Origin of the sequence: Pseudomonas sp. NPDC090233, from assembly GCF_044772285.1 — a bacterium.
Lineage (GTDB): Bacteria > Pseudomonadota > Gammaproteobacteria > Pseudomonadales > Pseudomonadaceae > Aquipseudomonas.
Window position 1 is genome coordinate 243,509 of record NZ_JBIVYQ010000004.1, and the last position, 18,010, is coordinate 261,518.

An 18,010-nucleotide genomic window follows, 5' to 3' on the forward strand; every position below is an offset into this window, starting at 1 on the left:
CTGAGCGCGGCTGCCCGCGCCCGTAATCAAGTCGTCGGGTTCGGTCAGCAGGGCGTCTGCGCGCCCTTGCGGGCGTACCACCACCAGGTCACCAGGATGCAGCTGAGGTAGTAGGCGATGAACGCGTAGAGCGCTGCTTCCGGGCCGCCGGTCAGGGCGATGGAGCTGCCGAAGCTCTTGGGGATGAAGAAGCCGCCGAAAGCGCCCACAGCCGAGGTGAAGCCGAGCACCGCTGCGGCCTCTTTGCCGGCGCGGGCAGCGTTGTTGCGGTGCAGGGTGCGGAAGATCACCGGGATCATGCGGAAGGTCGAACCGTTGCCGATGCCGGTGGTGATGAACAGCACCATGAACATGCTGAGGAAGCCGAAGAAGTGCCCGGCCTCACCCGCGCGCGGCAGGAAGGCGATGACCCCGAACACGGCGGCGATCATCAGCACGAAGTTCCACAGGGTGACCCGGGCACCGCCGAGCTTGTCCGAAATCCAGCCGCCGAGGGGGCGCGCCAGGGCGCCGACCAATGGGCCGAGGAAGGCGAACTTGAGGGCATTCACGTCCGGGAACGAGGTTTTGATCAGCAGTGGGAAGGCGGCGGCAAAGCCGATGAACGAGCCGAAGGTGGCCAGGTACAACCAGCACATCAGCCAGTTGTGCTTGCGCTTGAAGATCACCGCTTGTTCGGTGAACGAGGCGCTGGCCGACTTCAGGTCGTTCATGCCGAACCAGGCGGCCAGGGTGACCACGGCAATCAGCGGCACCCACACCAGGCCTGCGTTCTGCAGCCACAGTGCGCTGCCGTCGGCGAGTTCGGCGGGGTTGCCACCGGCGGCGCCGAACAGGCCCACGCCAATCACCATCGGCACCAGGAACTGCATGCCGGAAACACCCAGGTTGCCGAGGCCGGCATTCAGGCCCAGGGCCGTGCCCTGCTGCGCCTTGGGAAAGAAGAAACTGATGTTGGACATCGACGAGGCAAAGTTGCCGCCGCCGAAGCCGCACAACAGGGCGATGATCACGAACACGCTGTAGGGCGTGGCGGTGTCTTGCAGCGCCACGCCCATCCACAGCGCCGGTATCAGCAGCGACGCGGTGCTCAGCGCCGTCCAGCGGCGGCCGCCGAACACCGGCACGATGAACGAGTAGAACACCCGAAGGGTTGCTCCGGACAAGCCCGGCAGCGCGGCCAGCCAGAACAGCTGGTCGGTGCTGAAGGTGAAGCCGGCGGCGTTCATACGCACGATCACCGTGCTCCAGATCATCCACATGGCAAAGGCCAGAAACAGCGCGGCGATGGAGATCCACAAGTTGCGGTTGGCGATGGCCTTGCCGGTCGCACCCCAGAACTGCGGGTCTTCCGGGCGCCAGTCTTCAATCACCGGCCCAGGCTTGGCCTGGCGGCCGATAGCGGGGTTGTTGGATGCCGACATGGTCAGTCTCCTTGAGGTTTCAGGAATCGGAATTCGGGTTTGCGCGGGCACCCAGCACCGGTGCCTTGCGCACCTCGCTGCGGTACATCCAGATCAGCGAGACCCAGACCACGCCATACAGAAACATGAAGCTGGAGCTGCGCACGCCGGTCAGGTCGACCAGGGCGCCGAACACGATCGGCAGAATGAAACCGCCCAGGCCGCCAGCCAGGCCGACGATGCCGGACACCGCGCCCATGCGGTCGGGGAACTCGTCGGCGATGTACTTGAACACCGAGGCCTTGCCGAATGCCCAGGCCACGCCGACGACGAACATCAGCGCGGTGAACACCCAGACGTTGAGGCCGATGTGGAAGGTGCGCATCCCCTCCAGGGTGTATACGGTGATGTCGGTGCGCGGGTACGAAAGCAGGAACAGGCACACCCAGCTCACCCACATCACCCACCAGGTCACGCTGTGCGCGCCCCAGCGGTCCGACATCCAGCCACCGAGCGCACGCAGCACGCCGCCGGGCAACGAGAAGCAGGCGGCCAGAAGGGCGGCGCTCTGCAGGCTGAAGCCGTACTCGCCGACGTAGTACTGGGTCATCCACAGGGCCAGTGCGACGTAGCCGCCGAAGACGATCGAGTAGTACTGGCAGTAGCGCCAGACGCGAGGGTCTTTCAGGGTGGCGAGCTGTTCGCGCAGGGGAATGGAAGAGGACACCCGGTGCGACTTGTCGTCATAGGTGAAGAACCAGAACATCACCGCCGTGACGAACAGGATGGCCGAGAACACCTTGGGCACCATCTGCCAGCTGGCGGCGGCGATGATCGCCGGGGCGAGGAATTTGGTCAGGGCCGAGCCCGCGTTGCCAGCACCGAAGATGCCCATCGCCAAACCTTGGTTGGACTTGTCGAACCACTTGGCAACATAGGCGATGCCCACCGAGAACGAACCACCGGCCAGGCCCACGAACAGGCCCAGGACCAGGAACTGCCAGTACGCGGTGGCCTCGCTGATCAGGTAGATCGGCAACACGCAGGCCAGCATCAGCACGAAGAACACGATGCGCCCGCCAAAGCGGTCGCCGAGCATGCCCAGCGGCAGGCGCACCAGCGAACCGCTGAGCACCGGGGTGGCGGCCAGCAGGCCGAATTGGGTTTCGTTGAGGTCGAGCAGATCCTTGATAGGCACACCCAGCACCGCAAACATCATCCAGACCATGAAGCAGATGGTGAACGCAGTCGTGCTCATCCCGAGCACCAGCCCCTGTTGTACGTTGCGTTGCATGATGAACGCTCTCCAGGGCGACATTTCACGCGCAGGCTAGGAGCATGCCAGCCAGCCACAGTTGACCTGCATCAAGGTGTGCAAAGCCTGGGCTGGCCTACCATTAAGCTGTCTACCACCAAAGTGGTAGCACTTATAAACATGAATTAATCCTTATTAATCAGTTAGTTATATGAACTTGTAGGAAGCCGTTGGCTGTTGATAATCGCCATCGGACTCTTTGGAGGTAGCGCCATGCTGAGCTGGCTGAAAAGCTCGTTACCCGCCCGCGCCGGCCTGGCGGTGGTCGTGCTGGCCACACTGAGCCTGGCCAGCACCCTCAGCGCGGTGATGATCGCCAGGGTCAGTGAAAACGATGCGGCCGCGATGAACACCGCAGGGTCGCTGCGCATGGCCACCTACCGCCTCGACTGGCAGCTGGAAGCCAACGCCTCGCCACAAACCCTCGACCAGCTGAGCCAGGACATGCAGCAGCGCCTGCACAGCCCGGCGCTCGCGCACATGCTCGACGACGGCGAACAGAGCCCGGTGGGCAAGGCCTTCGCGCTGGTGCTCGGGCAGTGGCAAAGCCAGTTGCTGCCGGCGCTGCAAGCGAATGACAAAGCGTTGTTCCAACGCGAAGCCGAGATGTTCGTCGACCACCTGGAAAACTTCGTCCTGCAACTGCAGAAGCAGAGCGAGCGGCGCCAGGGCTGGCAACAGAACATTCAGGGCGCGGCGCTGCTGATCAGCGTGGTGGTGCTGCTGATCGGCCTGTTCGAGCTCAACAGCAGCGTGCTCGCGCCACTGCAGGAGCTGGTGCGCACCACCGAGCGCTTTCGCGCCGGCAAGCTCGATGCGCGCATCCGCTATCGCTCCCGCGACGAATTGGGGCAGATGGCCGACAGCTTCAACGCCATGGCCGATGCCATCGAACAATCCCATCACACCCTGGCCGCGCGGGTGGCGGAGAAAACCCAGGAGCTGGAGCAGAGCAACGCCGCACTCGACCTGCTGTGCCACGCCGGCCGCAGCATCGCCACCCAGCCCACCAGCGCCGAGCACCTGGACGAGCTGATTTCCAGCTTCCAGCAGCGTTTGCCCGGGTTGCGCCTGTCCCTGTGCCTGCGCCGCGAAACCCCGGCCGGCGAGGCGCAGCTGATCGCGCTGCATGGCGACGACAACAGCCGAGAATTATGCGCACCCGATGATTGCGCCGGTTGCCAGCGCCAGCACCTGGCCAACCGCTTCAGCCTGGCAGTGAGTTCGCAGGGCACCGTGCTCGGCGACCTGCGCGCACACTTTCTCGACGGGCATGCCGCGCACCCTTGGGAGCGTGAGCTGATCCAGGCGCTGGCCGACCTGATCGGCACCAGCCTGTCGCTTGAGCGCCAGCGTGAGAAGGACAACCGCCTGCTGCTGCTTGATGAGCGCACCACCATCGCCCGCGAACTGCATGACTCGCTGGCCCAGGCGCTGTCCTACATGAAACTGCAGGTCAGCCGTCTGCAAACCCTGATTCGTCGTGGCGAAAAGCCTGAAACGCTGTTGTCGGTCAGCGACGAACTGCGCGATGGGCTGAATAATGGCTACCGGCAACTGCGCGAACTGCTGACCACCTTCCGCCTGCAGATCCAGGACGGCGGGCTTGAGCAGGCGCTGGTAGACACCTCCTTGGAATTTGCGGAACGCGGCAACCTGCGCGTGCGCCTGCAACAGCAGCCGCTGGCCTTCAACCTCGGTGCCAACGAACAGATCCATGTCCTGCAGATTGCCCGTGAAGCCCTTTCCAATTGCGCCCGGCACGCGCAGGCCAGCGAGGCCTGGGTGCACCTGCGCCAGGAAGGGGAAATGATCGAACTGCTGATCGAGGATGACGGCGTAGGCCTGCAGCCAGGCTTCGACACGCGTTTGCACCACGGCCTGACCATCATGCAGGAGCGCGCCCGCAGCCTGGGCGGCGAGCTCAGCCTTGAGCCACGCCAGCCCCAAGGCACCCAAGTGCGGTTGCGTTTCGCGCCGGGCTTTCTACGCCAACCTGACAGCGAGAGCTACACATGAACCTTGCTCGCCCTTACACCCTGCTACTGGCAGACGACCACCCAATGATGCGCCGCGCGCTGCGCCAGCTGATCGAGCTGGAAAGCGACCTGGTGGTGGTCGGCGAAGTGAACAACGGCCTTGAGGCCTGCGAGCTGGTAACCCGCCTGCAGCCTGACCTGGTGGTGCTCGACAACAACATGCCCGAACTCAATGGCATCGAGGCGCTAAAGCGTTTGCGCGAGCAGGGTTATACCGGGCAGATCCTGCTGTTCACGGTGTCCGATGCCGAACAGGATGTACGCGATGCCATGCGCTTTGGCGCCAATGGCTACCTGCTCAAGGACATGGAGCCTGAACTGCTGATCGACCGCTTGCGTGAGGTGCTGGCGGGCAGCTTGGTGATCAGCCCTTCCCTGACCACGGTGCTGGCCCAGGCTTTGCGCTCGTCACATGGCGCCAGCTCGCTGGACCTCACCGACCGCGAGCGGCAGGTGCTGAAGATGATCGCCGGGGGGTTGAGCAACAAGATGATCGGCAACAAGCTGGGCATCACCGAAGGTACGGTGAAGGTGCATGTGAAGAACCTGCTGCACAAGCTGGGGTTGCGGTCGCGGGTGGAGGCGGCGGTGTGGGCGCTGGAGAATCTGCGTTAGGCTTCGCAGGATTGGCAGTGCCCACACTGTGGGAGCTTCTTCAGCCGCGAACACCGGCAAAGCCAGTGCCATACACCGCGTCGCCTGCTTCGCGGCTGAAGCCGCTCCCACCGGGTCCGTGCTAAGCCCTCACTGCCTTGCCCATGCCGCGAATCATCCGCCATAGCATCGGCGGCAGGTGCTCCGGGTCCAGCGCATCGAGCAGGTTCTTCACCCCCAACCCCAAATCAGTATCGCCCTCGATCACCAGGCGCCGCCGGAAGAACAGGGTATCGGGGTCTTCTTGTCGACTGGCCAGCAGCAGGAACTCCCGCCAGTTGCCACGGATGGTCACATCCGCCCTGCCCCGCGCCGCTACCTTCAAGCGCTGGCCTTCGCAAGTCACGCTCCAGGCCAGCCCAAGGTCAGTCACTTGCAGCCGCAACCAGTGCCCGCGCAACAAGTCGAACGCCCCTTCGGCCAACGGCTCGGCAAACAGACGCTGGGCCAGCTGCTCGATTGCCAGCTTCTGGCAGGCGAACGGCACATGCCTGCCCGCTTTGAGCAGCGGCTCGCCGTATTTGAGCAAGCGCTTCATGGCAGCACCTCGCCAACCCGCAGCATGCCCGGTTGGCCATGCCAGTAGCCGTTGCAGCCGCTCGTCGCGATGGGCGGTGAGGCCCCTTCGCGCACTGCGTCGAAGGCCGCGATCACCTGTTGCATACCCTCGCCACGCGGGCTGAGGCGCAGGATATCCACACCGCAATCGACGAGCCCTGGGTAATCACCCAGCAAGTTGCTGGCTTCGCCCGACATCGTCTGGATGCCATTGAGCACGAACAACCGCTCACCTTCCTGGCTCAACATGGGCAACCCTTCGACGTGTTTCTGGCAGCACAACTGGCAGTCGTCCTTGGGGCGGTTCTCGGCGCGGGCGGTGAAGCAACGGGCCGAGTAGGCCAGCGGGAGGTGGCCGTAGGCGAACAGCTCGACCTCTGGCCGGGTTATGCCCAGGGCGTCGAGTTGCACCAGGCAGTCGCGCACCAGCTGCCCCGAGCATTCGACGGGCGGCACCCAGCGCTGCAGGCCGCAGTCCATCAACTCCTGCAATGCATAGGGGTTGTACAGGTTCAGCGCCGGGCCGGCGACAAAGGGCAGGTGCCGCTCAGCGAGCAGCTGCACCGCGCCCATGTCATTGGCTTCGACTCGCAGTTCGCCGTTTTCGCACAGGCGCTTGAGGCTCGACAGCTCCGACGCCGCCTCGACCAGCGCCAACCCGGACAACACCACCTCAACGCTGCTGCCTGCTCGCAACTCGCGGGCCAGGGCCAGCCAGTCGTCCAGCGACAGGGCGCGGCGCTTGGAGCAGACGGTTTCACCGAGGTAGATCACATCCAGCGGCTGGCTCGCCATCGCTTCATAGAACGCCAGCAGCTTCTCCCGGCTCCAGTAGAACAGCACAGGTCCCAGGCTCAGTTTCATAGGCACCTCACTGCCAGGCTCGATGGTAGGCACCCAGGGTCGTCTGGCTGCCTTCGGACAATTGCGAGAGCACCTTGCGCCACTGCGCTTGCACAGCGAACCCGCTGCCCTCCCGGGCATGCGCGTCCAGTGCCTGGCGCCACACCCGCGTCACCTGCTCGACATAGGCCGGGCTGCGTTGGCGGCCTTCGATCTTCACGGCGGCAATGCCCAGCTGCGCCAGTTGCGGGATCAGGTCGAGGGTGTTGAGGCTGGTGGGCTCTTCCAGCGCGTGAAACTTCTGGCCCTCGACCACGAAACGGCCCTTGCACAGGGTTGGGTAACCGGCAGGCTCTTCAGGCGCATAGCGGTCGATCAGCACACCACCAAGTCGTGCGCTGAGGCCGTCGGCATCTTCGCTCCAACGTACGGCTTTGGCCGGCGAGCAGACGCCACAGAGGTTGGGCGACTCGCCGGTTACATAGGACGACAGGTGGCAGCGGCCTTCCGCCATGATGCACAGGCTGCCGAAAGCGAACACCTCCAACGGCACCTCGCTGCGTTCGGCCACCTGGCGCACCTGGGCCAGTGACAGCACCCGCGGCAACACGGCGCGACGGATGCCGTAGCGCTGGTGGAAAAACGACAAGGCCGCAGGATTTGTGGCCGAACCTTGCACGGACAGGTGCAGGTTCAGATTGGGATGGCGTCGGCTGGCGTAGGCCAGGACGCCGGGGTCGGCGGCAATCAGTGCGTCGACGCCAAGGTCAGCAGCCTGGTCGACGGCGCGCTGCCACCGCGACCAGCCCTGCGACTGGCCGTAGGTGTTGACGGCAACATACAACTGCCGGCGCTGTTCATGGATCAACGCCAAGCCAATCTCCAGCTGCCGTTCATCGAGGTTGAGCCCGGTGAAATGCCGGGCGTTGGTGTCATCGCGAAAGCCTACGTAGATGGCGTCCGCGCCTTGCTGCAACGCGGCCTTCAGCGCGGGCAGGCTACCTGCCGGGCAAACCAGGTGCATGGTGTTGTCTCCTGTGCAAAGCAGCTCAGGCCGCCAGGGTGTCGAAGCTGATGAAGTCGACCGTCTCGCCGGCACGCAAGGTGCGATGCGCCTCGATCACGGCCAGGCCTTCGGCGCTGCACATGCCGCTGAGCATGGCCGAGCCTTGCCAGGCGTTGGGGATCACGCGAAGGCCTGCTGGTGTCGAGGTGAGCCAGGCGCGCAGGTACTGGCGGCGCAGGTTGGCCCGTGGCCAGTCGAAGTTGGCGACCACCGGCATGGCCCGTGGCATCACGTCGCGGCGGCCCTGCGCACGCAGCAGGAAGGGCCGGGCCACCACCTGCAGGCACAGCAGCGCGGCGACGGGATTGCCCGGCAGGCCAAGCCACGGGGTTGTCCCCACTCGGCCGTAGGCGAACGGTTTGCCGGGCTGGATCGCCAGGCGCCACAGGCGCAGATCGCCCAGCGCTTCGACGGCGGACTTGAGGTGATCCTCTTCGCCCACCGAAACCCCACCCGAGGTGATGATCACATCCCAGTAGGCGGCGGCCTTGGTCAATGTCTCGCGGCATGCCCGAGGATTGTCTGGCAGGTGGCCCAATTCACCGACTTCCAGCTGCCAGCCGCGAAGCGCAGCAGCCAGGCTGTGGGTGTTGGCATCGTAGATCTGACCACGGCGCAGCACATCGCCCGGCGCACAGAGTTCGTCACCGGTACTCAGCAGGCCGACCCGCAGCGGCCGGTACACCCGTACCGAGGCGATGCCCTGACTGGCGAGCAAACCCAGCTCGGCAGGGCGCAGGCGCTGCCCGGTCTCCAGCAAACGGGCGCCCTGGCGGAACTCCTCGCCACAACGGCGCACATGGTCGCCAGGCCAGCAGGCCGGCAGCCAGACGCGCCCGGTACAGGCTTTGGCGTGCTCTTGCGGCACCACACTGTCGGCCCCGGCCGGTAAAGGTGCGCCGGTGAAAATGCGCACCGCATGACCTTCTGGCAATTCGTCGAGCGCCGCGTCCCCGGCCGCGATGCGCCCCGCCAGCGGCAAGTAGCCGCCCTCTGTGGGCAAGTCGGCGGCGCGCAGAGCGTAGCCGTCCATGGCGCTGTTGTCCCAGGCTGGGCTAGGGCGCGGCGCCAGCACGTCATCGGTGAGAACGCGGCCCAGGGCCATGTCCAGTGGTAGCCGCTCGGCCGCCGGGGGCCGGGGTGCCTGCTCCAGCAATTCGCTGATGGCCTGGTCGACTGGGCGCAGGTTGTCGACGCCGCAGCCACAGGCATTCATGCGCGGCTCCCGCAGGCAGCCAGGGCTTGCTCGGGCAGCTGCTTGAGGTGGGGCACGAAGTTGCACGGCGTGGTGCGGCAGTCGAGTTGCTTGTGCAGGATCTCGTCCCAGCCGGTGCGACAGGCGCCTGGGGAGCCCGGCAAGCAGCACACCAGGGTGCCGTTGCTGAGCCCGGCCAGGGCGCGGGACTGGATCGTCGAGGTGCCGATCTGCGCCAGCGAAACCTGGCGGAACAGCTCGCCAAAACCTTCCACGCGCTTGTCCAACAGCGGCTCGACGGCTTGGGGCGTGTTGTCACGGGCGGTAAAGCCTGTGCCCCCGGTGAGCAGCACCACCTGCACCTGGGCATCGGCGATCCAGGCGCACAGCCGCGCACGAATCTGCCAGATGTCGTCGGGCACCAATGCCCGGTCGTGGAGGATGTGCCCCGCTGCCTGCAGGCTATCGACCAGGGTTTGCCCAGAGCCATCGGTGGCCGGGGTGCGAGTATCGCTGATGGTCAGCACGGCAATGCGCAGTGCCTGGAATTCGCTGAGTGCAAGGTGAGCCATGTTGGCACCCTCCTCTGAATGACAGTGCGCAGCCTGTGCCAGGTTATCTGCTCGTCACATTCCTCGAAGGAGGTACACCCCGGGGTAGATGCAGCAAAGCTTGATTTCGATCAAGCCTGGCGGGGGTGACGGGCATAGTCTGGGGCAAACGGCGATTGCTGGAGGCATGCCATGGCCAAGAAATTCCCCCACAACCCCAGCCACCCGGAGCGCATCTGCTGGGGGTGTGACCTGTACTGCCCGGCCAAGGCGCTGGCGTGTGGCAATGGCGCGGACCGGACCATGCACCCGGTGGAATTGTTTGGGGAGGATTGGGACAGTTTCGATGCGCTGCAGGAGGAACCTGTAGGAGCGGCTTCAGCCGCGAACACCGGCGAAGCCGGTGCCATTCACCGCGTCGCCAGCTTCGCGGCTGAAGCCGCTCCCACAGAGAAATCGGGGTGAAGTCCGGAATCAGAACGCCGTACTGACCGTCAGCGACATGTTCCGCGGATCCCCATAAATCGCTCCCGCATAGAACCCGTACTGGGTGTAGTAATGCTTGTCGAACAGGTTGTCGACATTGAGGCTAACCGAGGTATCGTCAGTCACCTGGTACTTGGCCATGGCACTCCAGATCGCATAGCCCGACCAATTCACATCGGTCGAACCCCCACTCACACCATTCACAGGTTGCCCCGCCGGGCTTGAGATTGCGCGGATATTAGTCTGCGCCTTCACGCCTGCACCCAAGGTCAGGCGGTCGAGCGGGCCAGACAGGCGATAGGTGGTGGAGGCCTTGAACAGGTGCGACGGGTCACTGCGCCCATCGCTGTCGACGCGGCGGAAATGCAGGTAGGTATACCCCGCATACAGGTTCCAGTTCGGTGTCAGGGCGCCAGCGATTTCCAGGTCGATACCGTCGGTTTCCTGGCCGGTGCCGGCCTTGTAGGCATCGCCACCGGTTGGGGTGGTCAGGCCATCGTCGAGCACCGCCTTGTTTTCCTGCTTGGTGCGGAAGTACGCCGCCGAGGCGTTCAGGCGACCATCCAGCCATTCGCCCTTGATGCCAGTCTCGTAGCTTTGCCCACGGATCGGCTCGACCTTGGTACCGCTCTCGGTCTCGGCCGTCTGCGGGTTGAAAATATCGGTGTAGCTGGCGTACAGCGAGTAGGTGTCGTTGAGGTCGTACACCGCGCCTAGGTACGGCGTGACGATGCCGCTGTTCTGCTGATTGCTGCGCACGCCGCTGACATTGCGGGTGGTGGCCGAGTAATCGGTGGTGCGCATACCGATAATCACCGACAACGGGTCGGTAATGCTCAGGCGGGTAGCCGCATACATGCCTTGCAGGCGCGTGGTGGTCTTGCTGTGGCGGCCGGTGCGCGAGGCGAGCATGTCGTAGTCGCTGTCCACGCCGTTGTGCCAGTCGGTCACCGGGAAGCCGTTGTTGGCGCGGAACTGGCAGCCCACCGACGGTGCGCTGACGCGGTTATCGCTGACCATCGTGCAGCTGTACTCCGGCGACCAGGCCACGGTGCGGCTGTCGTTGTAGCCGACCATCGCCTGGTGGGCGCGGCCAAACAGCTGGAAGGGCCCGGACAAGTCGATTTGCGCCGACTGCTGGGTGGTGTCGCTGGAGCTGTGCAGGCCATTCAGTATCGCGCCGCTGCCGTCCTGGTCCCAGTAACCGCCATAGCTGCCGCGCCCGGCCGAATTGACCTTGGCCAGGCCGCGGTGGTTGAGCGCCTCACTGGTGCTCTGGGCGGCTTTCAGGTCGAGGCTCCAGTCGTTGTCGAAGTGGTGCACCAGCGAGCCGAACGCGGTACGCGTGGTGTATTCGCCAAAGCTCCAGCTCGGCACCACATTGGTACTGCGCGGCAGGTTTGTGGTGCTGCCGTCGCGGTACCAGATCGGGATGTTGGCGCCCCAGCCACCACCCACCACCTTGTTGTATTCGTACTGGTAGCCGGCGCCGAGGGTGGTGGCGTCGTCGATGTCGAACTCGAAATTGGCCAGGGCCGCGCGCGAGCGTTCGGACTGGTTGTCGCGGAAGGAGTTGGCATCGCCTTGCGTCATCACGAAACGCGAGCGCAAGCGGCCATCCTCGGACAGCGGCAGGTTCAGGTCGGCGCCGAGGCGGCGTTTGTCCCAGCTGCCGTAGGTGGCGTAGGCGCTGCCGCCAAAAGTCTTGGTCGGGGCCTTGCGGATGAGATTGACGGTGGCCGACGGGTCGCCGGTGCCGCCGAGCAGGCCGTTGGCGCCACGGACGATGTCGATGCGCTCGTACAGGTCCATGTTCAAGGCGTTGCCGCCGCCGCTGAAGTCCGAGCCACCCTGGAACTGCAAACCATCGACCTTCCAGTTGCTGATCGAGTAGCCACGGGCACGGAAGTCGGTGCGCCCGCCGACTTCGGACTTGGTGGTGCTCACGCCCGGTGTGGTGTCCAGTGCCTGCTCGATGCTGTGAATGTCGCGGTCATCCAGCTGCTGACGGGTAATGGTCGTGACCGACTGGGGTGTCTGGCGCGGCGTCAACTTGAGGCCGGTGGAGCTGCGCGTGCTTTCCACCGTGTAACCCAACTGCCCAGTCTCATCGGCGGACAGCAGCGCACTGTCATCGATCTGGGTGGCATCCAGCTCCAGGGGTTGGCCGTCGGCGGCCACGGCACCGCCACTGACGGCCAATGCAACGAATAGGGCAAGCGGGTGAATCGTGAGACTTGGAGGTTTCATTTGGGAAGGCTTCGTATTTGCAGATGATTTTTTGTTACGATTCTAGGCATCCGCCTTCCGGGCTCCATACCCGGCTTGTATGGGCATGTAATTGAACGTAACGAGCGCTGCCAGCCCTCCCGAACAGGTGTTTTTTGCAATGAGCACGACCTTGCTGGTTGTCGATGATGACGACGAGATCCGCGAACTTCTCTGTGATTATTTGAGCGATGCCGGCTACACAGTGCTGGCTGCCGCCGATGGGGAGGGTATGCGCGAGCAACTGGCTCAGCACAAGGTAGAGCTGGTAGTGCTGGACCTGATGCTCCCGGGCGAGGATGGCTTGAGCCTGTGTCGACAGCTTCAGGCAACCCCAGGTCTGGCGGTGATCATGCTCTCGGCCAAGGGCAGTACGCTGGACCGCATCATCGGCCTGGAAGTCGGTGCCGACGACTACCTGGCCAAGCCGTTCGAGCCGCGTGAACTGGTCGCCCGCATCAAAGCGGTATTGCGCCGCCCCCAGCGCCTCGATGCTGCAGTAGACGAACCCGCAACCGACGCACAATGTTTTGCCGGCTTCAGCCTCGACCACGTCAAGCGCCTGCTCACCCGCCCTGATGGTCAGGCCTTGACCCTGCCCCGCTCCGATTACCGGGTGCTGCGTGAACTGCTGGAAGCCAACAACCGCGTGGTCTCCCGCGATCAGTTGACGCGCAGTGCCTTTGGCCGCGACCACCTCCCCGACGACCGTTCGGTGGACATGTGCATCAGCCGCCTGCGCCAGCAGCTGCGCCGCGCGCCGGGCGGCACTGTGCAGATCCTCACCATCCGCAACGAAGGCTACCTGCTGAGCATGGCCCGCGCCGAAGCGGCTATCTGAGGTGCGCTGGCTCCGGCGGCTGTGGCCGCGCACCCTGTTTGGCCAGCTGCTGCTGATCATGGTCAGCGGTACGCTGGTGATCCAGCTGATGTCCAGCAGCATCTGGTTCGATGTGCGCTTTGCCCAGGTGCTGGAGGCGCCTGTCAGGTTGATGGCAGCACGCAGCGCGCCGCTGATTGCCCACGCCGATTGCCATGCTGGATCGCTGCCAATACCGGCGCACTATCAAGTGCGCTGTACCGACGACGTGCCCGCCGTGGAGGAAGACCAGCGCCGGGGGCGACGGCGCGTAGAGTTGTTGCTGCAGCAGGCGCTCAAGTACGAACTTGGCCATACCCAGGAAGTACGCCTGCTCAAGGTGCAGCTGACTGACGAGCTGGGCCAGCCGATCGTCTGGCGCAGCCTGTTCGGCTTGCGCACCGCCCAGGCGCATATCCAGTTCGCCGTGCCCCTGGCTGACGGCCATTGGCTGAGCATTGACGGCCAGGAGCTGCAGGGCTGGAGCGGCGAGTCGGCCTGGGTGCTGATCAGCGATTACCTGTTGCGGGTCTACGCGCTGCGCATCGTCGCCGTGCTGCTGGTCTGCCTGATCGCGGTACGCCTGTGCCTGCGCCCGCTGCGTCGCCTGGCCGATGCCGCGCGCGGCCTGGGGGCCAATCTGGAGCAATCCCCGCTGGCCCTGGATGGCCCGGAAGAAGTGCGCCAGGCCGCCCAGGCTTTCAACGCCATGCAGCAACGGCTGATCGCCATGGTCAACGACAAGGCTTATTTCCTGGCGGCCGTATCCCACGACCTGCGCACCCCGCTGACGCGCATGCGCCTGCGTCTGGAACGGCTGCCCGACGACGACCACCACGAGCGTTTGCGGCAGAACATCACGCAGATGGACGACATGATTGGCCAGGTTTTGGATTACCTGCGTGCGGGGGAGCAACAGAACCTGCAGCAGGTCGATATCGACCGGTTGGTAGCACGCTTGTGCGCGGACCTTGCCAGCGCCGACGAGCCGCTGCCGGTGCAGGGCAAGGCTGGCAGCCTGCGGGTCGATGCCTTGCTGCTGCAGCGTTGCCTGCAAAACCTGCTGGTCAATGCACTGCGCTATGCCAAGGAGGTTTCCGTCACCCTGGAGCGCACCACTACGGGCGTGGTCATTCATATCGACGACCACGGGCCAGGCATCGACCCAGGGCTGCTGGCGACCATTACCGATCCGTTCGTGCGCGGCGAGGGGTCTCGCAACCAGGCGTCTGGGGGGTATGGATTGGGGTTGAGCATTGCCCAGCGGATTGCCGCCAGCCACGGCGGTGAGCTGATGTTGATGAACCGCGACAGAGGCGGATTACGCGTGAGCGTGCTGCTGCCGGGCTGACACAATAACTTCTTGCCGGCGCCCCTGTGGGAGCGGCTTCAGCCGCGAACACCGGCGAAGCCGGTGCCAGCCCCCGCGCCGCTTGCTTCGCGGCTAAAGCCGCTCCCACGGAATATGCGGCGCGCTCAATGTTTTATTCTGTGCGCACCACTTTCGGGTAACAGTGTTTTACCAATTCCCCTGGTTTTCCGCACCGCCAGTTTGCCTATCCTTGCCCCGGTCATCCTGCCTGCGATGGACCCATGAAACACTCTCTCCCCAGCCGCTACGCCTGCCTGGCGATCTGCCTGATTTTCAGCTTCGCCAGCCTTCCCCTCCTAGCCGCACACACCTGGCTCTGGCCGCTGACCGTGATCAGCGCGCTGCTCAGCCTGGTCGGCCTCAACGACCTGCGCCAAAGCCATCACGCGGTACGGCGCAACTACCCGATCCTGGGCAACATCCGCTATCTGATCGAGACCATTCGCCCGGAGATCCGCCAATACCTGATCGAAGGTGACGACGACAAGCTGCCCTTCTCCCGCTCGCAACGCTCTTTGGTGTATGCCCGAGCAAAGAATGAAAGCGCCGAGAAAGCCTTCGGCACGCTCAACGACGCCTACAAGCCCGGCTTCGAGTTCATCAGCCATTCGATGCTGCCGGTGGCAACGCCAGACCCTGCCTCGTTCCGCATTGCCATCGGCGGGCCGCAGTGCCGTCTGCCCTACTCGGCCTCGATCTTCAACATTTCGGCGATGAGCTTCGGCGCACTCAGCGCCAACGCGATTGCCGCGCTCAACCAGGGCGCGCGCCTGGGACGCTTTGCCCATGACACCGGTGAGGGCAGCATCAGCCCCTACCACCGCGAGCATGGGGGCGACCTGATCTGGGAAATCGGCAGCGGCTACTTCGGCTGTCGCACCGAACAAGGCCGTTTCGACCCGCAGCGCTTCGCCGCTCAGGCCTGCGACCCGCAGGTGAAGATGATCGAGATCAAGCTCAGCCAGGGTGCCAAACCCGGCCACGGCGGCATCCTGCCGGGGCACAAGGTCAGCGCGGAAATCGCCGCCACCCGTGGCGTGCGCGAAGGCGAAGACTGCATTTCGCCGGCCGCCCACAGCGCATTCCGCACGCCGCTGGAGCTGCTGCACTTCGTCGCTCAGCTGCGCGCGCTGTCCGGCGGTAAGCCGGTGGGTTTCAAGTTCTGCCTGGGCCACCCGTGGGAGTTCATGGGTATCGCCAAGGCCATGCTGGCTACCGGCATCACCCCGGACTTTATCGTCGTCGACGGCAAGGAAGGCGGCACCGGCGCGGCACCGCGCGAGTTCAGTGACAACATGGGCGTGCCCATGCGCGAAGGCCTGATGTTCGTGCACAACACCCTGGTTGGCCTGAACCTGCGTTCGAGCATCCGCATCGGTGCGGCGGGCAAGATCGTCAGTGCCTTCGATATCGCCAGTGTGCTGGCCATCGGCGCCGACTGGGTCAATTCGGCACGCGGTTTCATGTTCGCCATCGGCTGCATCCAGTCGCAGAGCTGCCACACCAACAAGTGCCCGACCGGTGTGGCCACCCAGGACCCATTGCGCCAGCGTGCGCTGGTGGTGCCGGACAAGGCAGAGCGGGTTGCCAGCTTCCACCGCAACACCCTGCATGCCCTGGCCGAGATGCTCGCCGCCGCTGGCCTTGAGCACCCGTCGGAGCTCAAGCCAAAACACTTGGCACGGCGCATCAGCAGCAGCGAGATCAGCCTGTTTTCGGATGTGCACACGTTCCTCAAGCCTGGCGAATTGCTCAGTGGCTCGATCGCGAGCGAGTTCTATGCGCGGATGTGGCGGATGGCGCGCAGCGACAGCTTTGCACCGGAGACGGGGGAAACAGCTTCGATACCAGCGCCAGCGGTACGCCGGAAAGAAACAACCCCGGCATAGGCCGGGGCTGCTCGGTACACGGGATCAGTATCAGAAGATGCTGATCGGGTACTCGACGAATACGCGGACTTCGTTGCCGTCGTCGTTGTAGCCGTTCTGCTGTACAGCGTTGTTGGTGCGAAGGAACGAGCTGCGCAGCTTGATCGACAGGTCTTTGGCCGGGCCTTCCTGAACGACGTAACGGATCTGGTTGAAGATCTCGCGCTCTTTGCCTTCGCCGAAGCCTTGCGGGCTGTCGACGCTGCGGGTGTTGATGTTGTCACCCACCACGTAGGCCAGCTTGTAGGTCAGGCCCGGGATGCCGTAGGCACCGAAGTCCAGGCCGTAGCCCAGCTGCCAGGAACGCTCGTCTTCGGCGTTGAAGTCGGACCAGTAGGAGTTGGCCAGGAAGATGGTCGAACCACCGTCACCCACGCCGCCTTCGTTCTGGTACCAGCCGTAGTTGTAGCCGGTGCTGCCGGTGCTGCGCTGGTGCGCCAGGGTGAACGAGTGCGCACCGTAGGCGTAGGTCGCGGCCAGGCTCCAGATGGTGTTGGAGTCGCCGTTGAGCTTGGCGGACTGAACGTACTGCTTGTCGATGTCCGACTTGTAGCCGTTGAAGTCCAGGGTCAGCGACTGGTCATTGGCGATCGGGAAGACGTAGTTCAAGCCCAGGTAGTGCTTCTTCATCACGTCTTCGTTGTCTGCGGTGTACAGCGAAGCGGTGAAGTTGTCGGTGAACTTGTAGCTGCCGCCGAAGACGTTGATCGACTTCAGGCCGCCACCGTCACGACGCTCGGCGCTCTTGCGCGCTTCCTGGGTGAAGCGGCCGGCGTTCAGCTCCAGGCCTTCGATCTCCTTGGAGGTGATCAGGGTGCCGGTGAAGCTTTCAGGCAGCAGACGACCGTCGTCGTAGTTCAGCACGGGCAGTGCTGGCATCTGGTCACCGTACTTGAGCACGGTGTTGGAGATGCGGAACTTCACGGCTGCGCCAGCACGGGCCAGGTCGTGCGGGCCGCTGGCGTTGCCATCGGCGTTCTTGGTGTTTTCCGGCTTGAAGAAGTCGACACCGGCGCCGCCGTTATGGCCCTTGCCGCCGTCCAGACGCACAGCGTACAGGCCGAAGGCGTCAACGCCGACACCGACGGTGCCCTGGGTGAAACCAGAGGAGAAGTTGGCGATGGCCGCCTGGCCCCACTCGATCTGGTCGTCGGTACCGTGCTTCTTGTCACGGTTGATGTAAGCGTTACGCAGCAAAACGTTTGCGTGGCTGTCTTCGATGAAGCCCTTGCTGTCGGCCTGCTCGTTGGCCTGTGCCTGGGTCGCGGCGATCATCGCCAGGGCGACCAGGCTGATCCTGGTTTTCAACATGTTGTTCTTTTCCTTATTTCTTAATCAAAAACGCTCTGCAATATGACGCCAGGAACCAACGCCCCTTCGTAGGTTCGACGCTATGCGGATCCAACTGAAAGGCCGCCGAGGGTTGCGTGGCGGGCCTTGTGCAGCAGCATGGCCAGGTCATGGCCATCAGGC

At 64.3% G+C, this 18,010-nt stretch carries 14 protein-coding genes and 1 pseudogene; 6 read left to right on the forward strand and 9 right to left on the reverse strand.

Annotated elements, in window-relative coordinates; all coding sequences use genetic code 11:
- Nucleotides 1-44: 44 nt before the first annotated feature.
- Both ACIQUF_RS12465 and ACIQUF_RS12470 read right to left on the reverse strand, forming a co-directional pair.
- Nucleotides 45-1,424, reverse strand: a complete 1,380-nt coding sequence (locus ACIQUF_RS12465; RefSeq protein ID WP_403131722.1) for a NarK family nitrate/nitrite MFS transporter — start codon at nt 1,422-1,424, stop codon at nt 45-47.
- A gap of 19 nt (nt 1,425-1,443) precedes the next feature.
- Nucleotides 1,444-2,697, reverse strand: a complete 1,254-nt coding sequence (locus ACIQUF_RS12470; protein ID WP_403131723.1) for a nitrate/nitrite transporter — start codon at nt 2,695-2,697, stop codon at nt 1,444-1,446.
- A gap of 234 nt (nt 2,698-2,931) precedes the next feature.
- Between ACIQUF_RS12470 and ACIQUF_RS12475 the strand changes: the two genes are divergently transcribed.
- Both ACIQUF_RS12475 and narL read left to right on the forward strand, forming a co-directional pair.
- Entirely contained in the window at nt 2,932-4,737 is a 1,806-nt protein-coding gene (locus ACIQUF_RS12475) for a HAMP domain-containing protein (protein WP_403131725.1), read from the forward strand.
- Entirely contained in the window at nt 4,734-5,372 is a 639-nt protein-coding gene (gene narL / locus ACIQUF_RS12480) for a two-component system response regulator NarL (RefSeq protein WP_403131727.1), read from the forward strand. The genes ACIQUF_RS12475 and narL overlap by 4 nt, the downstream gene beginning before the upstream one ends.
- 121 nt (nt 5,373-5,493) lie before the next feature.
- Here narL and ACIQUF_RS12485 read toward each other — a convergent pair whose 3' ends face one another.
- The 5 genes from ACIQUF_RS12485 to moaB are packed head-to-tail and all read right to left on the reverse strand — an operon-like array spanning nt 5,494 to nt 9,645.
- Complete coding sequence (locus tag ACIQUF_RS12485; protein WP_403131728.1) at nt 5,494-5,949, reverse strand: SCP2 domain-containing protein; 456 nt, start codon at nt 5,947-5,949, stop codon at nt 5,494-5,496.
- On the reverse strand, nt 5,946-6,833 hold the full coding sequence (locus ACIQUF_RS12490; RefSeq protein ID WP_403131730.1) for a U32 family peptidase: 888 nt from the start codon (nt 6,831-6,833) through the stop codon (nt 5,946-5,948). Before ACIQUF_RS12490 ends, ACIQUF_RS12485 begins: the two co-directional genes overlap by 4 nt.
- Before the next feature lie 7 nt (nt 6,834-6,840).
- Nucleotides 6,841-7,836: a peptidase U32 family protein gene (locus ACIQUF_RS12495; protein ID WP_403131731.1), complete on the reverse strand. Its 996-nt coding sequence runs from the start codon at nt 7,834-7,836 to the stop codon at nt 6,841-6,843.
- Between the two features lie 25 nt (nt 7,837-7,861).
- Nucleotides 7,862-9,094 (reverse strand): gephyrin-like molybdotransferase Glp, encoded by a 1,233-nt coding sequence (glp, locus tag ACIQUF_RS12500; RefSeq protein ID WP_403131732.1) that lies wholly within the window; start codon nt 9,092-9,094, stop codon nt 7,862-7,864.
- On the reverse strand, nt 9,091-9,645 hold the full coding sequence (moaB, locus tag ACIQUF_RS12505; protein WP_403131734.1) for a molybdenum cofactor biosynthesis protein B: 555 nt from the start codon (nt 9,643-9,645) through the stop codon (nt 9,091-9,093). Before moaB ends, glp begins: the two co-directional genes overlap by 4 nt.
- 171 nt (nt 9,646-9,816) lie before the next feature.
- Here moaB and ACIQUF_RS12510 point away from each other — a divergent pair.
- Nucleotides 9,817-9,960 (forward strand): annotated as a pseudogene (locus tag ACIQUF_RS12510) (DUF3079 domain-containing protein); the annotation flags it as partial.
- Nucleotides 9,961-10,098: 138 nt separating this feature from the next.
- On the opposite strand, the gene ACIQUF_RS12515 reads toward ACIQUF_RS12510, so the two are convergent.
- On the reverse strand, nt 10,099-12,360 hold the full coding sequence (locus tag ACIQUF_RS12515; protein ID WP_403131735.1) for a TonB-dependent siderophore receptor: 2,262 nt from the start codon (nt 12,358-12,360) through the stop codon (nt 10,099-10,101).
- Nucleotides 12,361-12,499: 139 nt separating this feature from the next.
- Here ACIQUF_RS12515 and ACIQUF_RS12520 point away from each other — a divergent pair, with 139 nt between their 5' ends.
- The 3 genes from ACIQUF_RS12520 (at nt 12,500) to ACIQUF_RS12530 (ending at nt 16,498) form a co-directional block, all read left to right on the forward strand.
- Entirely contained in the window at nt 12,500-13,219 is a 720-nt protein-coding gene (locus tag ACIQUF_RS12520) for a response regulator (RefSeq protein ID WP_403131736.1), read from the forward strand.
- Between the two features lies 1 nt (nt 13,220).
- A complete protein-coding gene (locus tag ACIQUF_RS12525; RefSeq protein WP_403131737.1) occupies nt 13,221-14,588 on the forward strand; it encodes an ATP-binding protein in 1,368 nt (455 codons plus the stop codon).
- A gap of 242 nt (nt 14,589-14,830) precedes the next feature.
- Nucleotides 14,831-16,498, forward strand: coding sequence for an FMN-binding glutamate synthase family protein (locus ACIQUF_RS12530; RefSeq protein WP_403131738.1), 1,668 nt, complete (start codon nt 14,831-14,833; stop codon nt 16,496-16,498).
- 30 nt (nt 16,499-16,528) lie between these two features.
- Here the strand turns inward: ACIQUF_RS12530 and ACIQUF_RS12535 are convergent, their stop codons facing one another.
- The gene (locus ACIQUF_RS12535) at nt 16,529-17,848 is read right to left on the reverse strand and encodes an OprD family porin (RefSeq protein WP_403131739.1); all 1,320 of its coding nucleotides are present in this window, start codon (nt 17,846-17,848) and stop codon (nt 16,529-16,531) included.
- Nucleotides 17,849-18,010: the final 162 nt, after the last annotated feature.